This window comes from Micromonospora sp. NPDC049359, from assembly GCF_044466585.1.
In the GTDB taxonomy this organism is placed as follows: Bacteria; Actinomycetota; Actinomycetes; order Mycobacteriales; family Micromonosporaceae; genus Micromonospora.
Genome location: NZ_JBITMW010000003.1, coordinates 314109 through 333664, shown reverse-complemented (window position 1 = coordinate 333664; position 19556 = coordinate 314109). Strand labels below are relative to the sequence as shown.

Genomic DNA, 19556 nt, shown 5'->3' with positions numbered 1-19556 from the left:
CGTTCATCCACCGCCTCTTCGCCTACCTGCACGAGCACCGGAAGGACTTGCCCAGCGCCCTGGAGCACGCCCGCCGCGCCGTCCTGCTCTACCGCACGGCCGGGCACGAACGCGGGGAGGCGTTCGCGCTCAACGCTGTCGGCTGGTGCCACACGCTGCTCGGCGACCACGCCACGGCCGTCGAATACTGCGAACACGCGCTCAGCCTCCTGCGGCGGGTGGGCGACCGCGGCGGTACGGCCGCCACCTGGGACAGCCTCGGCCACGCCCGACACCACCTCGGCCAGCACGGTCGGGCCGTCGACTGTTACCGGCAGGCCCTCGGACTGTTCCGAGAACTCGGCTACCGCGCCCACGAGGCGGACACCCTCACCCACCTCGGCGACACCCACCTCGCCGCGGGCGACACGGGCGCCGCGCGGGCGGTGTGGCAGCAGGCCCTGAGCATCCTCACCGACCTCGACCATCCATGGAGCGAGTCGGTCCGCGCCCGCCTCGACGCCCTGCCTTCCTCGGCGTAGTCCGTGCGCCGACGGCGGCGGCGAAGATCCGGCGGGTACTGCCCGAGCGGCTCGCCCACCGGCTCGACACGGTGCTCGAATCCCTCACCTTCACGGCGCCGCCCGGCGAGTTCGCCGTCCCGGAGGCCGGGCTCCTGCTCACTCTCGCCGATGCCGTGCACCACCGCCGGCCGGTCTCGATCAGGTACACCGCCGCCGACGGGCGGCACAGCGAACGCACGCTGCACCCATACGGGCTCGTCGCCCATTCGGGCCGGTGGTACGTCACGGGCGTGGATCCCGAGATCGGCGAAGACCGGACGTTCCGGTTGGATCGCATCGCAGACGCGAGGACCCTGCCCGGCGCGTTCGAGCCGCCCGCCGGACTCGATCCGGCGCAGCGCGTCCTCTCCGGGCTCGCCAAGGCTCCGTACCAGCATCAGGTGACACTGTGGATCCAGGGGACGGTCGAGCAGATCCGCGCCCGACTTCCCGCCAGCGTCGCCAGCGTCGCCAGCGTGCAGGAGCCGCCGGCCGGGCAAGACGCAGATCCGGAGACCGAGCGCTGGCTCCGCGTCGAGCTGTGGGCGGAGCGCCTCGACTGGTTGCCTCCGGTGCTCGCGTCACTCGACAGGCCATTTGTCATCGAGCAACCGGATGACCTCCGCGGTCTCGTCATCGCGCTCGCCGACCGGCTTGCGACCTCCGCCCGTGCGGGTCGCCGCGAGGGTGACCGCCAGGTCCGGCGTCGCGGCGCGGCCGACGAGGCGCCCGAGTCCGCCGAACCGCCGGCGTCGAAGGCGGCGCGCCGCAACCCGACAACTTAGCCCAGCGGCGCTGCGCGGTCGCCCGCCGGCACCTCTCGGAGCACGGCCGGGAGGTGCCGGCATTGTTGGTCACCTGGATCGGGGCCGGTCAGCTGTTACCGATCGGGACGATTTGGTGCTGCTCCCTCCGGTGTTGACGGATCGAGTACGTCACGGCGGCCGCCCAGATCCCGCAGACGACCGCGTAGCAGCCATAACGCAGGGTGGCCGAGGCATCGAACCAGTCACTGCGGAGCAGGGTTCGGCTGTTGGTCAGCACGATCATGCCGCCGACCGCCGAGCCGAGCACCCGGGGCGGGACCAGGCGTACGAGCCAGGCCGCCACCGGCGCGGCGACCACCCCGCCGACGAGCAGCGCGATGACCCAGCCGACGTTGATGTTCTCCGCACCGATACCGACGAGGAAGCCGAGGCTCGCCGCGACGGCGACCAGGAACTCACTGGTGTCGATCGACCCAATGACCTTGCGTGGTTCGAGCCTGCCGCTGGCCAGGATCGCCGGGGTGCCGATGGGTCCCCAGCCGCCGCCACCGGTGGCGTCGACGAAGCCGGCGAGCAGGCCCAGTGGACCGAGGAATCGCTTGCGCAGCGGCTTGCCCATGTTGCCCTTCGCCAACCCGAAGGTGGTGAAGCGGACCAGGAGGTAGCTACCGAGGGTGAGCAGGATCAGCGACATGATCGGTGCCGCCGCATCGGTGGAGAGGCTGGACAGGAAGGTCGCGCCGGCGAAGGCGCCGACCGCCCCCGGAATGCCGATCCGCGCGACGACCTTCGCGTCGACGTTGCCGAATCGCCAGTGGGCGGCACCCGAGGCGAGGGTCGTGCCGATCTCGGCGAGGTGCACGGTGGCGGAGGCGGCGGCGGCATGGACGCCGACGGCGAGCAGCAGGGTCGTCGAGGTCACGCCGTAGGCCATGCCGAGACTGCCGTCGACCAGTTGGGCGCCGAGACCGACCAGGGCCAGCAGGAGAATCTTGCGCATGAGGGACCACCAGTTCGTTGGGGGCAGGTGGAAGGGGAAGCGGACCGCTCGGGTTGGACGGGCGGGTGGGCGGCCCGTGGGCGAGGTCCTGCCGGTCCGGGTTGGCCGGCGGGCATCCGGCGGTGCCGCCGGGCACAGCGGGCGTGGCGACCCGTCGACCCCGCGGGTGTCGAGGAACGGACGTACGGAGGGGTGGCGTGGAGCCACCGCCGTGGAGGGCTCGCGAAGCACGCCGCGCCCGGCTCGAACCGGCGCGACCCGGTGCGGCTGACCGGGGCCTCCCCGGCGGTGGTCGGTTGAGCGACGAGCGGGTTGCCCCGCTCGATGACATGGCATTTTGCCGGTTGATTCTCCCCCTCTCCGATAGGCATTACGAACATTAAGCGAGGGCCGACCGGGACCAATTCCATACTCAGGAGATAGGAATGGTTCCGGCCCCACCAAACCGACCAGATAAGAGTGCTTTTATAAGCCGGATCTGCAAGACGATAGTGATAGACATCACTTTCTCTGCCGGGCTAGTAACACTTCTGAATTCAAAGTACGTCGATAGTTAACACCGCGCCTCGCGGCCGGAGCGAAGCCGCCGGCCGCCCAACCGAGGTCAGGCCGTCACGGCTTGGCGGACGGAAGATGTCCCGCGTCTCATCGATGCGATCGGAAGAACCGCAGGCCAGCGGGCTATTTTGGGAAAGTTAACTGAGCCGTAACTAAGCTGGCCTAACTTAATCGGAGCCCGAGATCGATAGGCGACAATAAGCTGCGGGCGGCAACCTCGGTTGATCATCTGATTCATTCGGTCGCGCTCGAGACCCGGGCGCCCAATGAAGTGGGAGTCCGATGAGTCCTGCACCGAACACGCGCGATCTCGTAATCGTGATCAGCGTCGGTAGCCCCCTCGAACCCAGTCCCGGGATCGTGACCGCCGCCCGCCACGGCGGCGGTCACGGCGTCCTGGACCTCGCCTCCGGCGACAGCTGGACACTCACCGCCCTGGCCCAGGCCGCCGCCGGGTCGAGCGGACCGATCGGCGTACGCGTACCGGCCGGCTGCACCGCCACGCCGGCCGACGTGGAGCGGGCGGGCCACGGCCGGGTCGATCTCCTGGTCCTACCGCCGGATACGCCCTGGCCACTGGCCGACGTGGTCGACAGGTACCGAGTGCTCGTCGAGGTGACCAGCCTCGACGACGCCCGGTACGCCGCCGCCGCCGGAGCGCACGGGCTCATCGCGCGCGGCATGGAGGGTGGCGGCACAGTCAGCGAGCTCAGCTCGTTCGTCCTGCTCCAGCAACTGGCCGCTGCCGACGACATCGACCTGCCGATCTGGGTCGCCGGCGGCATCGGCCCCCGCACCGCCGTCGCCTGTGTCATCGGCGGCGCGGCCGGCGTCGTCCTGGACAGCCAGCTCACCCTCATGCCGGAATCGGAGCTCCCGGCGGACGCGCGGGGCGCGATCCGTCGGCTGGACGGATCCGAGACGGTCCTGGTCGACGGAGTACGCGGGATCCGCCGGGGCGGTCCGCACGACAGCGCCTCACAACTGCTGCCGATCGGCCAGGACGGTTGGCTCGCCGCCGTCTTCGCCCGGCGCTGGCCCGACACCGCCGCCGCCGTACGCGGAATCCGGGCCAACCTTCTCGAAGCGCTCGCCGAATCGTCTGCCGGGGACGCCCTGGCGCCGGGCGCCGCTCTCGCCGACGCCCTCAACGTCCGGATACCGGTGGTACAGGGCCCGATGACCAGGGTCAGCGACGAGGCCCCGTTCGCGGCCGCGGTCGCCGCCGACGGCGCGCTGCCCTTCGTCGCGCTCGCGTTGGCCGGCGCGGAACAGTCCCGCCGGGTGCTCCGGGAGACCGCCGATCGACTGGGCGAGCGGCCCTGGGGCGTCGGGGTGCTCGGCTTCGCGCCCGACGAGCTGCGCGCGGCACAACTCGAGGCGATCCGGGAGATCAGACCCGCGTGCGCGATCATCGCGGGCGGCCGTCCGTCCCAGGCCACGGCGTTGGAGCAGGACGGGATCACCACCTTCCTGCACGTACCGTCACCGGGGTTGCTGCGGCAGTTCCTGCGGGCGGGCGCGCGCAAGTTCGTCTTCGAGGGCGCGGAGTGCGGCGGGCATGTGGGGCCACGGGCCAGCTTCCCCCTGTGGGAGGCGCAGCTGCTGGTGCTCGAGGAGTTCCTGGCGGAGACGCCGGACGACGCCGGGCGGCTGCAACTGCTGTTCGCGGGCGGCATCCACGACGCCCGGTCGGCGGCGATGGTCGCCGCGATGGCGGCCCCGCTGACCGGCCGGGGGGCGCAGATCGGGCTGCTGATGGGGACCGCCTACCTCTTCACCCGCGAAGCGGTGCAGGAGGGCGCCATCCAGCCCCTGTTCCACCGTACGGCCATCGCCGCCACCAGCACGTCGCTGCTGGAGACCGCCCCCGGGCACGCGACCCGCTGCCTGCCCAGCCCGTTCGTGGACGACTTCCACAGCGTACGGGAGGAGCTGGAGTCGGCCGGGGTGGAGAACCGCCAGGTCTGGGAGCACCTGGAGCTGTTGAACGTCGGTCGGCTGCGGATCGCCAGCAAGGGCGTACGCCGGGAGAACGACGGCCTGGTGGAGGTCGACGAGGCGGTGCAGGCCGTCGAGGGGATGTTCATGGCCGGCCAGGTCGCGGTGCTGCGCCACGCACCGACCACGGTCGCGGAGCTGCACGCGCAGGTCACCACCGAGGCACAGGAGTTCCTCGCGGTACGGACCGCCGCGCTGCGCGCCGAACTCGTCCCGCCGACCGCGCCGGTGGACGAGCCGGTCGCGCCGCTGGACATCGCCATCGTCGGCATGTCCTGCGTGCTGCCCGGCTCCCCCGACCTGCACAGTTTCTGGCAGACCGTACTCAGCGGCACCGACGCGGTCACCGAGGTGCCTGCCGACCGGTGGGACGTCGACACGTACTACGCGCCCGAGGTGGAGCCGGGTCAGGCCGGTCGGATCAGCGTCTCCCGGTGGGGTGGGTTCATCGAGCCGGTCCCGTTCGACGCGATCCGGTACGGGATACCCCCGGCGGCGCTGAGCAGCATCGACCCGACCCAGTTGCTCGCGCTCGAGGTGGCGCATCGGGCGCTCGTCGACGCCGGATATCCGTACGACGCGGCCGGCGCGGACCACCGTTCGACCGGGGTGGTGTTCGGGGCCGAGGCCGGCAGCGACATGGGTCACGCCCAGACGCTGCGGACCATGCTTCCGGCCTACCTCGGGGACGTGCCGCCCGAGTTGGAGGACCAACTCCCCACGGTCACCGAGGACAGCTTCCCCGGCGTGTTGGCCAACGTCATCGCCGGCCGGATCGCCAACCGTCTCGACCTCGGCGGTCCCAACTACACCATCGACGCCGCCTGCGCCTCGTCGCTCGCCGCGATGGACGCCGCCTGCAAGGAGCTCAGCGCCGGCAGCAGCGACCTGATGATCTGCGGCGGCGCCGACCTGCACAACGGCATCAACGACTACCTGATGTTCACCTCCGCGCACGCCCTCTCCCCCACCGGCCGGTGCCGCACGTTCGACAGCACCGGCGACGGTATCGCCCTCGGCGAGGGGGTGGCGTGCGTCGTACTGAAGCGGTTGGCCGACGCCGAGCGCGACGGCGACCGGATCTACGCCGTGATCAAGGGCATCGGAAGCTCCAGCGACGGACGTGCGCTCGGGCTCACCGCCCCGAGGGCGAGCGGGCAGCGACGCGCCCTCGACCGGGCCTACCATCGCACCGGGGTCTCGCCCCGACAGGTCGGTCTGGTCGAGGCGCACGGCACCGGCACGGTGGTGGGCGACCGTACCGAATTGGAGACCCTGACCCGGTTCTTCGACGAGGCCGGCGCGGAGCCCGGTAGTTGCACGCTGGGCTCGGTGAAGTCGCAGATCGGGCACACCAAGTGCGCGGCCGGCCTGGCCGGCGTGATCAAGGCGAGCCTCGCGCTCTACACCGGAGTCAAGCCACCCACGATCCACCTGACCCGCCCCAACCCCGCGTGGAATCCGGCCCGCAGTCCCTTCGCGTTCTACACCGGCGTTCGCCCGTGGATCGCGCCGGCGGCCGAGCGGCTGGCCGGGGTGAGCGCGTTCGGGTTCGGCGGGACGAATTTCCACACCGTGCTCGGCGCGTATGCGAACAGCCCCGAGCCACGGCACACCCGGCAGTCCTGGCCGGCGGAGCTGTTCTGCTTCCGCGGCGCCGATCGGCCCGCGGCACAGCTGCGGGTACGCCGGCTGCAGGAGATGCTGTCGAACCGCGACGAGCTGGGCCGACCGTGGTCGTTGCGGGACCTGGCCGCGTCGCTGTCCGACGAGGCCGACCACCGGGCCGGCGCGGTCCAGATTGCCATCGTCGCCCGTAACCGGAACGAACTCGCCGAGCTGTTGGGCCGGGCCGTCGCCGGCGAGCACGACCCGGCACGCGGGCTGGTCCAACCGCCGAACGACCCGGAGCCGGGCAAGGTGGCCTTCCTCTTCCCCGGTCAGGGCAGCCAGCGGCCGGGTGCGCTCGCCGAACTGTTCGTCGCGTTCCCCGAGCTGCGGCACTACCTGCGCCTCGGCGCCGAGTGGGCGGACCTCCTCTTCCCGCCGTCGGCGTTCGACCCGGAGACGGCCCGCGAGCAGGAGGACCGGGTACGCGACACTCGGGTCGCCCAACCCGTCCTGGGCATCGGCGGCCTCGCGGTCGACCACCTGCTACGTCGGCTGGGCGTCCGGCCCGACCTGACCGGCGGACACAGCTACGGGGAGCTCGTCGCGCTCTGCGTAGCCGACGCGTTCGACCCCGAGACCCTGCTCGCGCTGAGCCGGCAACGGGCCGAGGCGATCCTGACCGCCACCGGCGACGACCCGGGCACCATGGCGGCGGTCACCGGCACCGCCGAGCAGGTGAGCCAGGTGCTCACCGCATCGGGGCTGGCTGGCGACATCGTGCTGGCCAACCGGAACACCCCGACGCAGGTCGTGATCTCCGGCCCGACTCCCGCGGTCGGGTCGGCGGTGGCGGCGCTGCGCGAGGGCGGGCTGTCGGCCCGTCAGCTCTCCGTCGCGTGCGCGTTCCACAGCCCGGTGGTGGCCGGCGGCACCACACGTTTCGCCGAGGCGCTGGCGTCCAGCACGGTACGGGAGCCGGCCATCCAGGTCTGGTCGAACCACACGGCAGCCCCGTACGACGGGGACGCCGACCGGGTACGTGAACGGCTCGCCGCGCAGATCGGCGCGCCCGTGCGTTTCGTCGAACAGATCGAGGCGATGTACGCCAGCGGCGCTCGGACCTTCGTGGAGACCGGCCCCGGTCAGGTCCTCACCAAGCTGGTCCGGGCCATCCTCGGCGACCGGCCGCACCTCGCGGTCGCCACCGAGCCCCGTCCCGACGAGGGGCTGCGCGGCTTCCTCGTCACTGTCGCGCAACTGGCCTGTGCCGGCGTCCCGGTTTGGACCGGCTGGTTGTTCCAGGGCCGCGACACGGCGGACGTCGGGGCGGTCAAGACGGGCCAGCGTCCGTTCTGGACCGTGGACGGCCAGCTCGTACGAGATCAGTCCGGGAACAGCCTGCCCGGCGGAATGACGCCCCCACGACGGATCAAGGAGTTGTCGATGACCGCTTCGAACGGAACCGCCTTCAGTGGTCGGGACGGCCGCGACGAGTTGCTGAGCGAGTTCCTCCGCACCAGCCGGGACATGATCGCCTCGCAGCGGGACGTGATGCTCGCGTACTTCGGCGACGGCGCGGGTGGGCGACTCGTGTGGCAGCCCTCGCAGGCGTACCCGCCGGTGGTGCTGCCGGGTCACGGGACCGAGGTCGACGCGGTCGCGACGACGACGGCGGTGGTGGTGGCCGCTCCCCCGGCCGCACCGACGGGCGGGGTCGAGGTGGCCGCTGTGGCGGTCACCTCGTCCGGTCCTGATTTCCAGACCGCGATCCTCGACGTGATCAGCGAACGCACCGGCTACCCGGTGGACCTCATCGAACTCGACCTCGACCTCGAAGCCGACCTCAGCATCGACTCCATCAAACGCGCCGAAGTCGCCGGCGAGGTCGCCGCACGACTCGGCCTCGCCGTCGACGGCGACGAAGCCGAACTCGAAGACCTCGTCAAGGCCCGCACCGTACGCACCATGGTCGACTGGCTCAACCAGAAGATCCGGTCGACGACGGGTACGACCGTGATCCACGCGACCTCCGTACTCGGCCCGGCGAACGGGGTGGCGCACTCCACCACTGTCGTCACGACCGGCACTGCCGTGATGACCCGTCCCGACTTCCAGAGCGCGATCCTCGACGTGATCAGCGAACGCACCGGCTACCCGGTGGACCTGATCGAACTCGACCTGGACCTCGAAGCCGACCTCAGCATCGACTCCATCAAACGCGCCGAAGTCGCCGGCGAGGTCGCCGCACGACTCGGCCTCGCCGTCGACGGCGACGAAGCCGAACTCGAAGACCTCGTCAAGGCCCGCACCGTACGCACCATGGTCGACTGGCTCAACCAGAAGACGCAGGAGGTGACCGCCCCGGCGCCGTCGCCGAGTAACGGCGCGCTGGCCCTCACCGCACCCACACCGATGGTGGCACCACCCGCCGGAGCGCCCTCGGCCCTGGCCACCATGAGCCCGGCCATCGCACCCGCGCCGGTCCCCACCGTGTCGGCCACCGCCAGCGGTCCGGCCGGGATCACACCGAAGCGGCTGCTGCCCCTGGCGACGGTGGTCGCGGGACCTTCCGGCGCGGACACCGGCGCCCCACCGGCCGGGCAGCCGGCCGACGTGCTCGCCGGAACGCGTTTCCTCATCACCGGCGCCAGCCCGGCGCTGCCGTACCTCGCCGAACTGCTCCAGAAGCAGGGCGCGGCCGGGCAGACGGGTGTGCTGGACGAGAGGCAGGCCGACCAGCTCGCCGGCTTCGACGGGCTGATCCTGCTGGACGGTCTGGACGGCGCCGGAGCACCCCTGCTGCCCGACGTCTTCCCGTTCCTCAAGCAGGCGCTCGCCGCCGGTCCCCGCTGGCTGCTCGCGGCAGGACCGGTCGGCGGCACCGAACGGAGCGACGGCCTGGCCGGCCTGTTCCGTACCATTTCCAGGGAGTACCCACAGGTGGCGGCCAGGTACGTCCAGGTGGACGGTGCCGCCGAACCGCAGCAGATCGCCCGACACCTGATCGACGAGCTGCTGGTCCCCGGGGAGACCCCGGCCGTCGTGCGGCGCGAGACCGAGCGGACAACTGTCTCCCTCACCCCGGTGGCGCTGGGCGCGGTGGCGACCAGCGGTGCCGGGCCGGCCGGTGACGGCGCCTCCGAGGCCGCCGCGATCGGCCTCGACCGGGATTCGGTGGTGGTGCTGGTCGGCGGGGCTCGCGGGATCACGCCCTGGTTCGCCCGCGCGGTGGCCATGGCGAGCCGCTGCCGGATCGAGCTGGTCGGCCGCACACCGCTGCCGACCGGGCCGGAGGATCCGGACCTGGTGTCGGCCCGGGACAAGGCGTCGTTGCGTGCCGCGCTCGCCGGCCGGGGTCTGCGGTCACCGGCGCAGATCGAACACACCGCGCAGGCGATCCTGGCCGCCCGCGAGGTCGGGACGACCCTCGCCGAACTGCGGGAACTGGGCAGCGAGGTGCGCTACCACGCCCTCGACGTACGGGACGCGTCGGCGATCCGCCGCCTGCTGCTGGACGTCGAGCGTACGCACGGTCGGGTCGACGGCGTGGTCTACGCGGCCGGCGTGATCGAGGACAAGCTGATCGCGCAGAAGGACCCACAGTCGTTCGCCCGGGTGTTCGGCACCAAGGTCGACGGTGCCCGTTCGGTACTGGGCGGCCTGGACGAGCTGAACTCGCCCCCTCGGTTCGTGGTGCTGTTCGGCAGCATCGCCGCGGCATACGGCAATCGAGGTCAGAGCGACTACGCCGCGGCGAACGACGCGGTCGACGCGATCGGCGCCCGCTGGGCGGCCAGCACCGGCAACCGCTGTCTGACCGTGCACTGGGGGCCGTGGGCACCTGGCGCCGGGCACGGCGGGATGGTCAGCGACGAGCTGAGTCGGGAGTACGCACGCCGCGGCATCGATCTGATCGACCCCGAAGCGGGTGCCTTCAGCCTGCTGAGCGAGTTGGCGTGGGGCGACCCGAAGATCAATTCCGTGGTCTACACCGCCTCCGGCTGGTGATCGTCCAGCGGATTCGGCGGCACCCGAGCCGCACACCCGGTACGCCCGTCGACGGTGGAGCGAGAGGCCGAAAATGAACACGAGTACCGATCGGAGCGACCCGATCGCGATCGTCGGGATGGCGGCGGTGATGCCCGGCGCCGGCAACCTGGAGAGCTACTGGCGCAATCTCGTCGACGGGGTGGACGCGATCACCGACGTGCCGGCGAACCGGTGGGACGAGGAGTTCTACGACCCGGAGCAGGCCCACCGGCCGGACCGGATGTACTGCCGGCGCGGCGGGTTCGTCGACGAGTTCGCGACCTTCGAGCCGCTGCGGTTCGGCATCATGCCCGCCTCGGTCGCGGAGATCGAACCGGACCAGCTCATCGCCCTGAACGTGGCCGCCGCCGCGATCGATGACGCCGGCGGCGCGGACCGACTGCCCGGCGGCGACCGGGTCGGTGTGATCCTCGGTCGGGGCGGCATCCTCAGTCCGGCTCAGGCCCGCTACGCCCAACGGGTGCGGATGTCGAGCCAGGTCATCCAGGTGCTGCGGGAGCTGATTCCGGAGCTGGACCAGAGCCGGCTCGACCTGGTACGCGAGAAGTTCGACGAGCGGCTCGGCCCGTACCAGCCGGAGGGGACGATCGGACTGGTGCCGAACCTGGCCGCGTCCCGGGTGGCCAACCGGCTCAACCTGCGCGGTCCGGCGTACACCCTGGACGCGGCCTGCGCCTCGTCGCTGATCGCGGTCGACCAGGCGATCACCGAGCTGCGCAGCGGACGGTTGGACGCCGTCCTGGCCGGTGGAGTGCACCACGTGCACGACATCAGCTTCTGGTCGGTGTTCAACCAGTTGCGGGCGCTGTCCAGGCGCGGTGAGAGCCGGCCCTTCCACCGGGAGTCCGACGGCCTGCTGATCGGCGAGGGCACGGGTGTGGTCGTACTCAAGCGGTGGTCCGACGCTGTCCGGGACGGCGACCGGGTGTACTCCGTCATCCGGGGTAGCGGGATGTCCAGCGACGGCCGCTCGGCGAGCATGTTCAACCCGGCCTCCTCCGGACAGGTGCTGGCCATCCGGCGGGCCTGGGAGGCGGCGGGGCTGGACCCGACCGCGCCGGACGCGCTGGGGTTGCTGGAGGCGCACGGCACCGGCACACCCACCGGCGACGCGGCCGAACTGGTCTCGGTCGCCGAGGTCTTCGGACCGCATTCGGGCGACGGGCCACGCCCGGTGATCGGATCGGTCAAGTCGATGATCGGGCACACCATGCCGGCCGCCGGCATCGCCGGCCTGATCAAGGCGACGCTCGCGGTGTACCGGGGAGTCCTGCCGCCCACGCTGCACTGCGACGATCCACGCTCGGAGATGGCCGCGACCCGGTTCGCCCCGATCCCCACCGCCCGCCCGTGGGAGAGCGACGGGCCGCGTCGGGCCGGGGTGAACGCCTTCGGCTTCGGCGGCATCAACGCACACGTCATCATCGAGCAGGCGCCCGAACCCGCCGGTGTACGGCAGCGGCCGACCGCCGGGCAGCCGTTGGCGGTGGGTGGAGCGAGTGTCGGACGAGACACCGCGCCGACCACGGGCAGCTCGACGGTTGCGGTGACCGAGCCGGACCAGGTGCTCTGGCTCGCCGCGCCGGACCCCGCCCAATTGGCCGGCCTGCTGGCCCGCAGCGACCACGAGGTGCGGGCCCTCGGCGTCGAACGGGCCCGGAGCAACCGGCCCGCCAACGGGGCCGAAGCGTGCCGACTCGGCATCGTCAGCCCGACCGACAAGCTGCTGGCCGTCGCCCGCAAGACGGTCGCCCGCGGTCAGGCCTGGCGGGGCGGACGGGACATCTGGTTCAGCCCGTCACCGCTGCTGGCCGCCGGCACCGGACGCCTCGCCTTCGTCTTCCCCGGCCTGGAGGCGGAGTTCGCGCCCCGTACCGCGGACATCGCCGCGCACCTCGGACTGCCGGACCGGCAGTGGTCCGCCTCGGACCTGGGCCGGCACGGCGCCGGGCTGATCGAGGTCGGCAAACTCCTCGACAGGGCGCTGCGCCACCTCGGCGTGCTACCGGACGCGGTCGCCGGACACAGCATCGGCGAGTGGACCGCCGCGGCGACCAGCGGGCAGATCAGCACGGCGGCGATGGACGACTTTCTGGAACTGTTCCACGCCGACTCGGTCGAGGTCTCCGGATACGTGTTCGCCGCCGTGGGAGCTGGCGCGGACCGGGTCACCCCGATGCTGGGTGACTTTCCGGGGGTGGTGCTCTCGCACGACAACGCCCCGGGGCAGTCGGTGGTGAACGGCCCCGAACCCCAGGTGGACCGGCTGGTCGAGGCCCTGCGTACGGAGAACGTGCTGTGTCAGAAGTTGCCGTTCCGGTCGGCCTTCCACACCCCCGTGTTCGTCGACGGCCTGCAGTCGATCGGCGCGGCGCTGCGGCGGTGGGAGGTACACCCGACTCGGATACCGGTCTGGTCGGCGACCCTGGCGGCACCGTTCCCCGCTGACGAGGCGCAGGTCAACGCCCTGTTCGTCAGGCACATGATGGAGCCGGTCTGGTTCCGTCAGACCGTCGCGGCGATGTACGACGCCGGGGTACGGGTCTTCCTCCAGGTCGGTGCGGGACAGCTCGCCTCGCTGATCAGCGACAACCTGCGCGGGCGTGAGCATCTCGCGATGCCGGTGAACGTGAAGCACCGCAGCGGGCTGGACCAGCTCCGCCGGGTCGCCACCGCGATCTGGGTGGAGGGCGGCAGCCCGAACCTGACCGCGCTCGATCCGCCGTTGGCGAAGGCAGCCGCGAAACCGGTACGCCGTGGCCCGTCGATTCCGCTGGATCTCGGTGGCCCACTGGTCCGGCTCGGGGCGGGCGCCGCCGGTCTGCTCGGCGTGTCAGCGGGCGGCACCCCGCCGAACCACCTGGCCGCGGGTCCGCCAAAGCACGGTTCGGCCGTCCCGGTCGGCGCCTCGCCGGCAGTCGGAGCGGAGCGGCAGCCGGAGCCGGCGGGTAACGGCACCAACCCGGCGGCGGCGCTTGCCGCCCTGCACAGGTTGACCGGACGGTCCAGCGCGGCCGCGGAACTCGCCGCGCTGTTGCAGGACACGGCTCGGGACGCGGCAAGCGTTCTGGACGCGGCCGCCCGGCCGGCTCCGCCGGTACCGCCGCGCCCGGGTGTCGGACAACCCCCGGTCGCCCCGCCAGCCGGACCCTCCCGAACCGCCGCGCCCGGAGGCCGTGGCAACGGCGTCGCGGGCAACGGCGTCGGTTCGGCCAACGGGGTCGACACCGGCAAGGCGGTCAGCGGCAGCACGAGCAACGGCGACCCGGGTCCGGTTCGGCGGATCACGTTGCGGGTCTCCGTCGAGAACATGCCGTACCTGAAAGACCACTGCTTCTTCGTCCAGCCACCGGACTGGCCGAAGATGGAGGACCGGTGGCCGGTGGTGCCGGCCACCACCCTGGTGCAGCACATGGTCGACGCGGCGGAGCAGGCCATGCCGGGCCTGCGGGCGGTGGCCGTACGCGACGCCCGGTTCAACCGTTGGCTGATAGCCGAGCCGGGTCAGGACGTCGAGATCGCGGTGCGGCCGACCGGTGACGGCCTGGTCTCGGTCACCTTCGGCCCGTACGCCCGGTCGATGGTGGAACTCGCCGCGGACTATCCGGCGGACCCGCCCGAGGTGTGGCGGCACGATCCCGCGACCGAACGGCCGCCACGGATCAGCGCCGAGGAGATGTACGCCGAGCGGCTGATGTTCCACGGCCCCCAGTTCCAGGGCATCACCGCCGTGCACGCCCTCGGTGACATGCACGTACGGGGGGTGGTCCGCGCACCCGTGCCGCCGGGCGCCCTGCTGGACAACGCGCTGCAGCTGATCGGCAACTGGCTCATCACCACACAGCCGTTCCGTACCGTCGCGTTGCCCGTGGGCCTTCGCCACATCCGCTACTTCGGCCCCCCGCCGGCACCCGGTACGGACTTCGAGTGTGTCGCCCGGGTGCGCTCGATCGACGACGCACAACTCGTCGCGGACACCCAACTGGTGGTCGACGGCCGGGTGTGGGCACAGATCGAGGGCGCGGTGGACCGGCGCTTCGACAGCCATCCGCAGGCCCGGCCGGCGGAGCGGTTCCCCGAGCGGCATCCGATGTCGCTGATCCAACCCGAGGGCTGGACGATGGCCTTCGACTGCTGGACCGACCTGGTCACCCAGGGCATGGCCGCCCGCGGCATCCTGGGCTCGGCCGCGTACCAGGACTACGAGCGGCAGCCCGCCAGATCCCGCAAACAGTGGCTGTTGGGCCGGATCGCGGTGAAGGACGCCGTCCGGTTCCGGTTGTGGGAGGACGGACACCGCGACATCTACCCCATCGAACTGACGGTCGGCAACGATCCGGACGGGCGACCCCGGGTACACGGACGTCCGGGCCGTGACCTGCGCGACTGCGATGTCTCGCTGGCGCACTGCGCGGAGATCGGCGTCGCGATCGCGAAACCCCGCGGGCCGGCGTCGCCATCCGACGCGCCCGGCGTCGGCATCGACGTCGCCGAGATCACCGACCATCCGGAGAGCACCCTGCGCTTCGCCCTGACCGACGGGGAGACCGCCCTGTTGGACTCGCTCGGCGGCGACGCCGAGGACCGGCGGCAGTGGTTCACCCGGTTCTGGGCCGCCAAGGAGGCCGTCGGCAAGGCGGAGGGGACCGGACTCGACGGCCGCCCGCGCCGGTTCGTGGTGACCGGCGCCACGGACACGGTGCTGACGGTCCACGTCGACGACCGGAGCTACCCGGTCCAGCACCGCGAGGTCGGAAATCCCGAAGACCTACCACCTCGACGGTACGTGGTCGCCTGGACCTGGGGCCCGCGGACCGGGACCGATCAGCCGTGACCGGCATCCACTCCCGACCATCCGAAGGAGCACCTCCCATGGCCGCCTCGCACGCCGACATCCTCGCCGAGCTCACCGGGATCATCCACGCGGTCCTCGGCGACTTCGCCGCCGACGAACCCATCACCGTGGACACCACCTTCCGCGACGACCTCGGCATGGAGAGCATCGACGTCGTCTCCCTCGCCGGCCGGCTGCAGGCCCGGTACGGCAACACCGTCAACTTCGCGCACTTCGTCGCCAAACTCGATCTGGAGACCGTGGGCGAGCTGCGGGTCGGGCAGCTGGTTGAGCACATCGCACGCTCCCTCGACGCGAGCCCCACCGTCGTCGAGGCGGTCCACTCGTGACGATGATCCGGGCCAACGGGATCGACGTGCACGTCGAACACCTCGAACCACCGGCCGGTGAGCCGGACGAGGTCGGCGCTGACCGGGGTGCGGGGCCGACCCTCGTGATGATCCACGGAATGGCCTCCGACAGCCTCGCGAGCTGGTACTTCACCCTGGCCAAGCCCTTCGCCGACGCCGGGCTGCGGGTGGTGATGTACGACTTGCGGGGGCACGGCCACAGCGAGCGCCCGCCCACCGGCTACACCCTCGACGATTTCGTCGACGACCTGTCGGCGATGCTGACCGCACTTGACGTCACCGCTCCGGTGCACCTGCTCGGCAACTCGTTCGGCGGCACCATCGCGTTCGCCTACGCGGCCCGGCACCCCGACCGGGTCGCCTCCGTCGCGGCGGTCGAATCCTCGCCGCCGACCCCGGCGTGGATGGCCCGGGTCGCGCGCCGGCTGGACCGGGCCGCCGACCTTCTGCCCCGACCGGAGGCGCTGGCGCAGATCGTCGCCGGCCGGGGGGCCCAGGTGGCCCGCCGGGCCCGGGATACCGGCGAGCTGCTCATGGCGACCACGCTGGCCCGGGACCTACCGGCGAGTGCCCTGCCCAGTGCCGCGCAGATCAGCGCGATCGACGTACCGGTGCTCTGCCTCTACGGCGCGAACTCCGCGGTCGTCGAGCTGGCACCGGCGGTGGTCCGGCTGCTGCCGCAGACGCGGACCGTGGTCCTACCCGGCGAGAAACACACAGTCCTGGTCGACCGGCCGGAGGCGGTCCGCCGGCTCGTCCTGGCGTGGCTCCGCGAGGAGTGCTCCGTCGAGGTGGCCGAGGTGGCCACCGCCCCGTGACAACCCAACGTGCAGGAGGTCCTCGGATGGACACCCCGGTCACCGGCAGGTCGATCATCATCAGTAACGGCCGGTGCGGCTCGACGCTGCTCTCGGACCTGATCGCGGAGCAGCCCGAGACTCTCTCGGCGCAGGAGTTCTTCATGTCCGTCGCACCCTGGGCACGCAGTTCCGAGGTGCTGACCGGGGCCGCGTACTGGGCGGTGCTGAGCAGCCCCAAGGCGGAACTCGCCACTCTCTTCCGAATCGGGTTGCCGCCGAAGGAGGTGCGGTATCCCGCGACCGGGAGGTGGGCCGACCGGATGACCGAGTTGCCGCGGATCCTCGCCATCACCCTGTCGAAGCTGACCCCCGACCCGGACCGCCTCTTCGACCAGCTCGCCGAGCGGGTGCCGGACTTCCCGACGCAGTCGGTCGGCGACCACCACCGGATGTTCCTCGACCTGCTGGCCGTGATGACCGGCAAGCGGCGCTGGGTCGAGCGTTCCGGCGGGTCCAGCCACGTCGCTCCGTACCTTCTGCGGGCATTTCCCGAGGCGAAGGTGGTGTATCTGACCCGCGACCGGGAGGCGACCGCCCGCTCGATGAGCCAGCACTCGTCGTTCCAGCTGATTCAGCTGCGGGTGGAGTTCCTCGGCCGGTGCGGGCTGGATCCGTTCCGGATCGAACCCGGCCAGTCGGTGCCCGAGGACCTGGAGCGTTACCTGCCGGACCGGCTCAGCGCCGACCTGCTCCGGGATCGGGGCCAGGACCTGCGCCGCTACCTCGGTCTGAGCGCGTTCCTGACCAGCCAGGCCGAGCAGGCGCTCACCGACCTGCCGCCGCGCCACCTGCACCGGATGAGCTACGAGGACCTGGTCGCCGACCCGATCGGGCAGCTCGGCCTGCTGGCCCGGTTCCTGGAGTTCGAGGACTGGGAGGACTGGGCACGGCGGGTCGCCCCACGGGTGGTCAGCCCCGCCCGGTCCCGCGAGGTCGCCGCGGCCTGACCCGCGATCGTGCCCCACCGACCCTCAGGACTCCGTCGAACGAGAGGAACCATTCGTGAAACCACTCCGGATGTCGGGCCGGCGACCGCTCGCCGCGGCCGCCGTACTGGGACTGTTGTACGTCCTCGCGGCGCCGGCGTCAGCCGCCGCCACCCCGATCGGGACGGATGCGCCGGGTACGGCCGGACATCAGCCAAAATACGAGCGGAAGCTGATCGGGAAGGGCACCCCGGACGAGTGCTTCGCCGGTATCGGCGTGGCCTATCCACCCGGTCCGCCATGCGCCACCGGCCAGCCGAAGGTGAACCAGTCCTACCTGTGGGGCATGACCCAGACCGCGCAGAGCCTGTGGTTCGGCACCGGAGCGAACGTCAACTGCATGACCAGCGGGCGCAACCTGCGCAACACGACACCGAACCTGAACGACGACTGGGTGTGCGAGTACGGCGAGAGCCAGATCGCGAAACGTAACCCGACTCTGCCCCCCACCCTGGGCGACCATCGCCCGCCCCGCCTGTACACGTACGACAAACGTTCGGGGCGATTGACGGAGAAGACCGAGGCGGTGAAGGCCGCCTCCACCACCGACGCCAACCGGCTGAGCACGACCGCCGGAATCCGGGCCGCCGGCACCCATCAGGGGGTGGCGTTCCTGGGCGGGCCCGCCCTGGGCGAGAGCATCAACCTGTTCGCCTTCGACACCGACACCGGCGCCTTCCTCGGCTCGATCAACCTGCCGGCGTACGGCAACATCCGCCACTTCGTGGTGGCCGACGGCGCGCTCTACGCGGGTGTCGGGGTGGGCGCGAACGGCGGCAACCGGGGGCACGTGCTGCGCTGGACCGGCTCCAAGAGCAATCCGTTCAGCTTCGTCGAGGTCGCGAACCTACCGGCCCAGGCGGCGGATCTCACCGTGCACGAGGGGCGGATCTTCGTGACGACCTGGACGGGTTCCGGTGACGACGCCCTGGCAGCGGCCGTGCCCGGCACGACCGACGAGCCGCTGTCCGGGGTCGCCGGGGTGTGGATGAGCCCGAAGCTGTCGCAGGGGGAACGCGGCCTCACGCCGGCCGACGCCGACAACTGGACCCAGGTCTGGTCGGTCGACGGGTACGAGCCCGACCCGGTCGTGGCCCGCACCTACGCCCTGGGTGGGCTCGCCTCCTTCAACGGCTACCTGTACTGGGGCACGATGCACGTGCCGATGAAGGCGACCACGGTGCACATCGCGACCTACCCACCGGCGGACGAGGCCGCGCTGCGGTCCACGGTCCGCAGCACGCAGCGGGCGATCAGCATCTTCCGAGGTAAGAGCTTCGGCGACCGTCACCAGCGGGTGGACCTGCTGTACGGCGCATCCCAGTTGCCCGCCTACGACCCGGCGGGCAACGGCGGAGCGGGCCTCTGGGCCGCCGCCTCGACCGGATACACCCCGTTGTACGGCCCGTCGGGCATGGGCAACCCCTACAACAACTACACCTGGAAGATGGCGGTGGCGGGCGGGAAACTGTACGTGGGCACCATGGACTGGAGCTACATCTCCAAGGACCTGGGCCAGGACACCGCCCGGCTGTTGGGTGTCACCGGCCCCGCCGCGGCCGAGTTCGGCAAGGCCTCGGTACTGGCCGACGACCCCCCGCCGGCCCCGGTCTACGGCGGCGACCTGTTCGTCTTCGACTCGACCAGCAGGCCGGCCACGGTGGTGGACAACAGTGGGCTCGGCAACTACCTGAACTACGGGATCCGCAACATGATCGCCGACGGGTCGACCCTCTACCTGGGCATGGCCAATCCGATGAACCTGCGTACGGACCCGGACGACGATGTTCCCGAGGGCGGCTGGGAACTGATCCGACTCAGCGTGCAGCACTGTTAGGGCCTGTTTCATGAGGGCGGTCGAGCCGAGGCGGAGTCCGGGCGGCGATCCGGCAGGGCGCGGTGGGGGGCGGGGAACCGGGGTTGTTTCGGGCGCCCCCCCCACCCCCCCCGGCGGCGGGCCGGGCCCCCCCCCGCCC

9 protein-coding genes are annotated in these 19556 nt (G+C 71.5%); 8 read left to right on the top strand and 1 reads right to left on the bottom strand.

The features are described from left to right. Positions 1–5 precede the first annotated feature (5 nt). Both ACIBTX_RS10080 and ACIBTX_RS10075 read left to right on the top strand, forming a co-directional pair. Positions 6–521 (top strand): tetratricopeptide repeat protein, encoded by a 516-nt coding sequence (locus ACIBTX_RS10080; RefSeq protein ID WP_396832393.1) that lies wholly within the window; start codon positions 6–8, stop codon positions 519–521. Further along, complete coding sequence (locus tag ACIBTX_RS10075; RefSeq protein WP_396832332.1) at positions 470–1327, top strand: helix-turn-helix transcriptional regulator; 858 nt, start codon at positions 470–472, stop codon at positions 1325–1327. The genes ACIBTX_RS10080 and ACIBTX_RS10075 overlap by 52 nt, the downstream gene beginning before the upstream one ends. 88 nt (positions 1328–1415) lie before the next feature. On the opposite strand, the gene ACIBTX_RS10070 is transcribed toward ACIBTX_RS10075, so the two are convergent. After that, complete coding sequence (locus tag ACIBTX_RS10070) at positions 1416–2309, bottom strand: sulfite exporter TauE/SafE family protein (RefSeq protein WP_357134572.1); 894 nt, start codon at positions 2307–2309, stop codon at positions 1416–1418. Positions 2310–3149: 840 nt separating this feature from the next. Here ACIBTX_RS10070 and ACIBTX_RS10065 point away from each other — a divergent pair. From ACIBTX_RS10065 to ACIBTX_RS10040, 6 genes are all read left to right on the top strand, one after another. Continuing rightward, on the top strand, positions 3150–10487 hold the full coding sequence (locus ACIBTX_RS10065; protein WP_396832331.1) for an SDR family NAD(P)-dependent oxidoreductase: 7338 nt from the start codon (positions 3150–3152) through the stop codon (positions 10485–10487). Between the two features lie 73 nt (positions 10488–10560). After that, positions 10561–15363, top strand: coding sequence for a beta-ketoacyl synthase N-terminal-like domain-containing protein (locus ACIBTX_RS10060; protein WP_357174058.1), 4803 nt, complete (start codon positions 10561–10563; stop codon positions 15361–15363). A 38-nt stretch (positions 15364–15401) separates the two neighbouring features. After that, entirely contained in the window at positions 15402–15713 is a 312-nt protein-coding gene (locus tag ACIBTX_RS10055; protein ID WP_357174061.1) for an acyl carrier protein, read from the top strand. A 2-nt stretch (positions 15714–15715) separates the two neighbouring features. Next, positions 15716–16552, top strand: a complete 837-nt coding sequence (locus tag ACIBTX_RS10050) for an alpha/beta hydrolase (protein WP_357174262.1) — start codon at positions 15716–15718, stop codon at positions 16550–16552. Positions 16553–16578: 26 nt separating this feature from the next. Continuing rightward, positions 16579–17541 (top strand): sulfotransferase domain-containing protein, encoded by a 963-nt coding sequence (locus ACIBTX_RS10045; protein WP_357134580.1) that lies wholly within the window; start codon positions 16579–16581, stop codon positions 17539–17541. A 55-nt stretch (positions 17542–17596) separates the two neighbouring features. Next, entirely contained in the window at positions 17597–19417 is a 1821-nt protein-coding gene (locus tag ACIBTX_RS10040) for a hypothetical protein (protein WP_357174064.1), read from the top strand. The last annotated feature ends 139 nt before the right edge of the window (positions 19418–19556 follow it).

What these genes read in the sequence shown, in the direction of transcription:
- ACIBTX_RS10050 (WP_357174262.1), top strand. Translation starts at nt 15,716, where the DNA reads ATGATCCGGGCCAACGGGATCGACGTGCACGTCGAACACCTCGAACCA.
- ACIBTX_RS10055 (WP_357174061.1), top strand. Translation starts at nt 15,402, where the DNA reads ATGGCCGCCTCGCACGCCGACATCCTCGCCGAGCTCACCGGGATCATC.
- ACIBTX_RS10045 (WP_357134580.1), top strand. Translation starts at nt 16,579, where the DNA reads ATGGACACCCCGGTCACCGGCAGGTCGATCATCATCAGTAACGGCCGG.
- ACIBTX_RS10065 (WP_396832331.1), top strand. Translation starts at nt 3,150, where the DNA reads ATGAGTCCTGCACCGAACACGCGCGATCTCGTAATCGTGATCAGCGTC.
- ACIBTX_RS10075 (WP_396832332.1), top strand. Translation starts at nt 470, where the DNA reads ATGGAGCGAGTCGGTCCGCGCCCGCCTCGACGCCCTGCCTTCCTCGGC.
- ACIBTX_RS10070 (WP_357134572.1), bottom strand. Translation starts at nt 2,309, where the DNA reads ATGCGCAAGATTCTCCTGCTGGCCCTGGTCGGTCTCGGCGCCCAACTG.
- ACIBTX_RS10060 (WP_357174058.1), top strand. Translation starts at nt 10,561, where the DNA reads ATGAACACGAGTACCGATCGGAGCGACCCGATCGCGATCGTCGGGATG.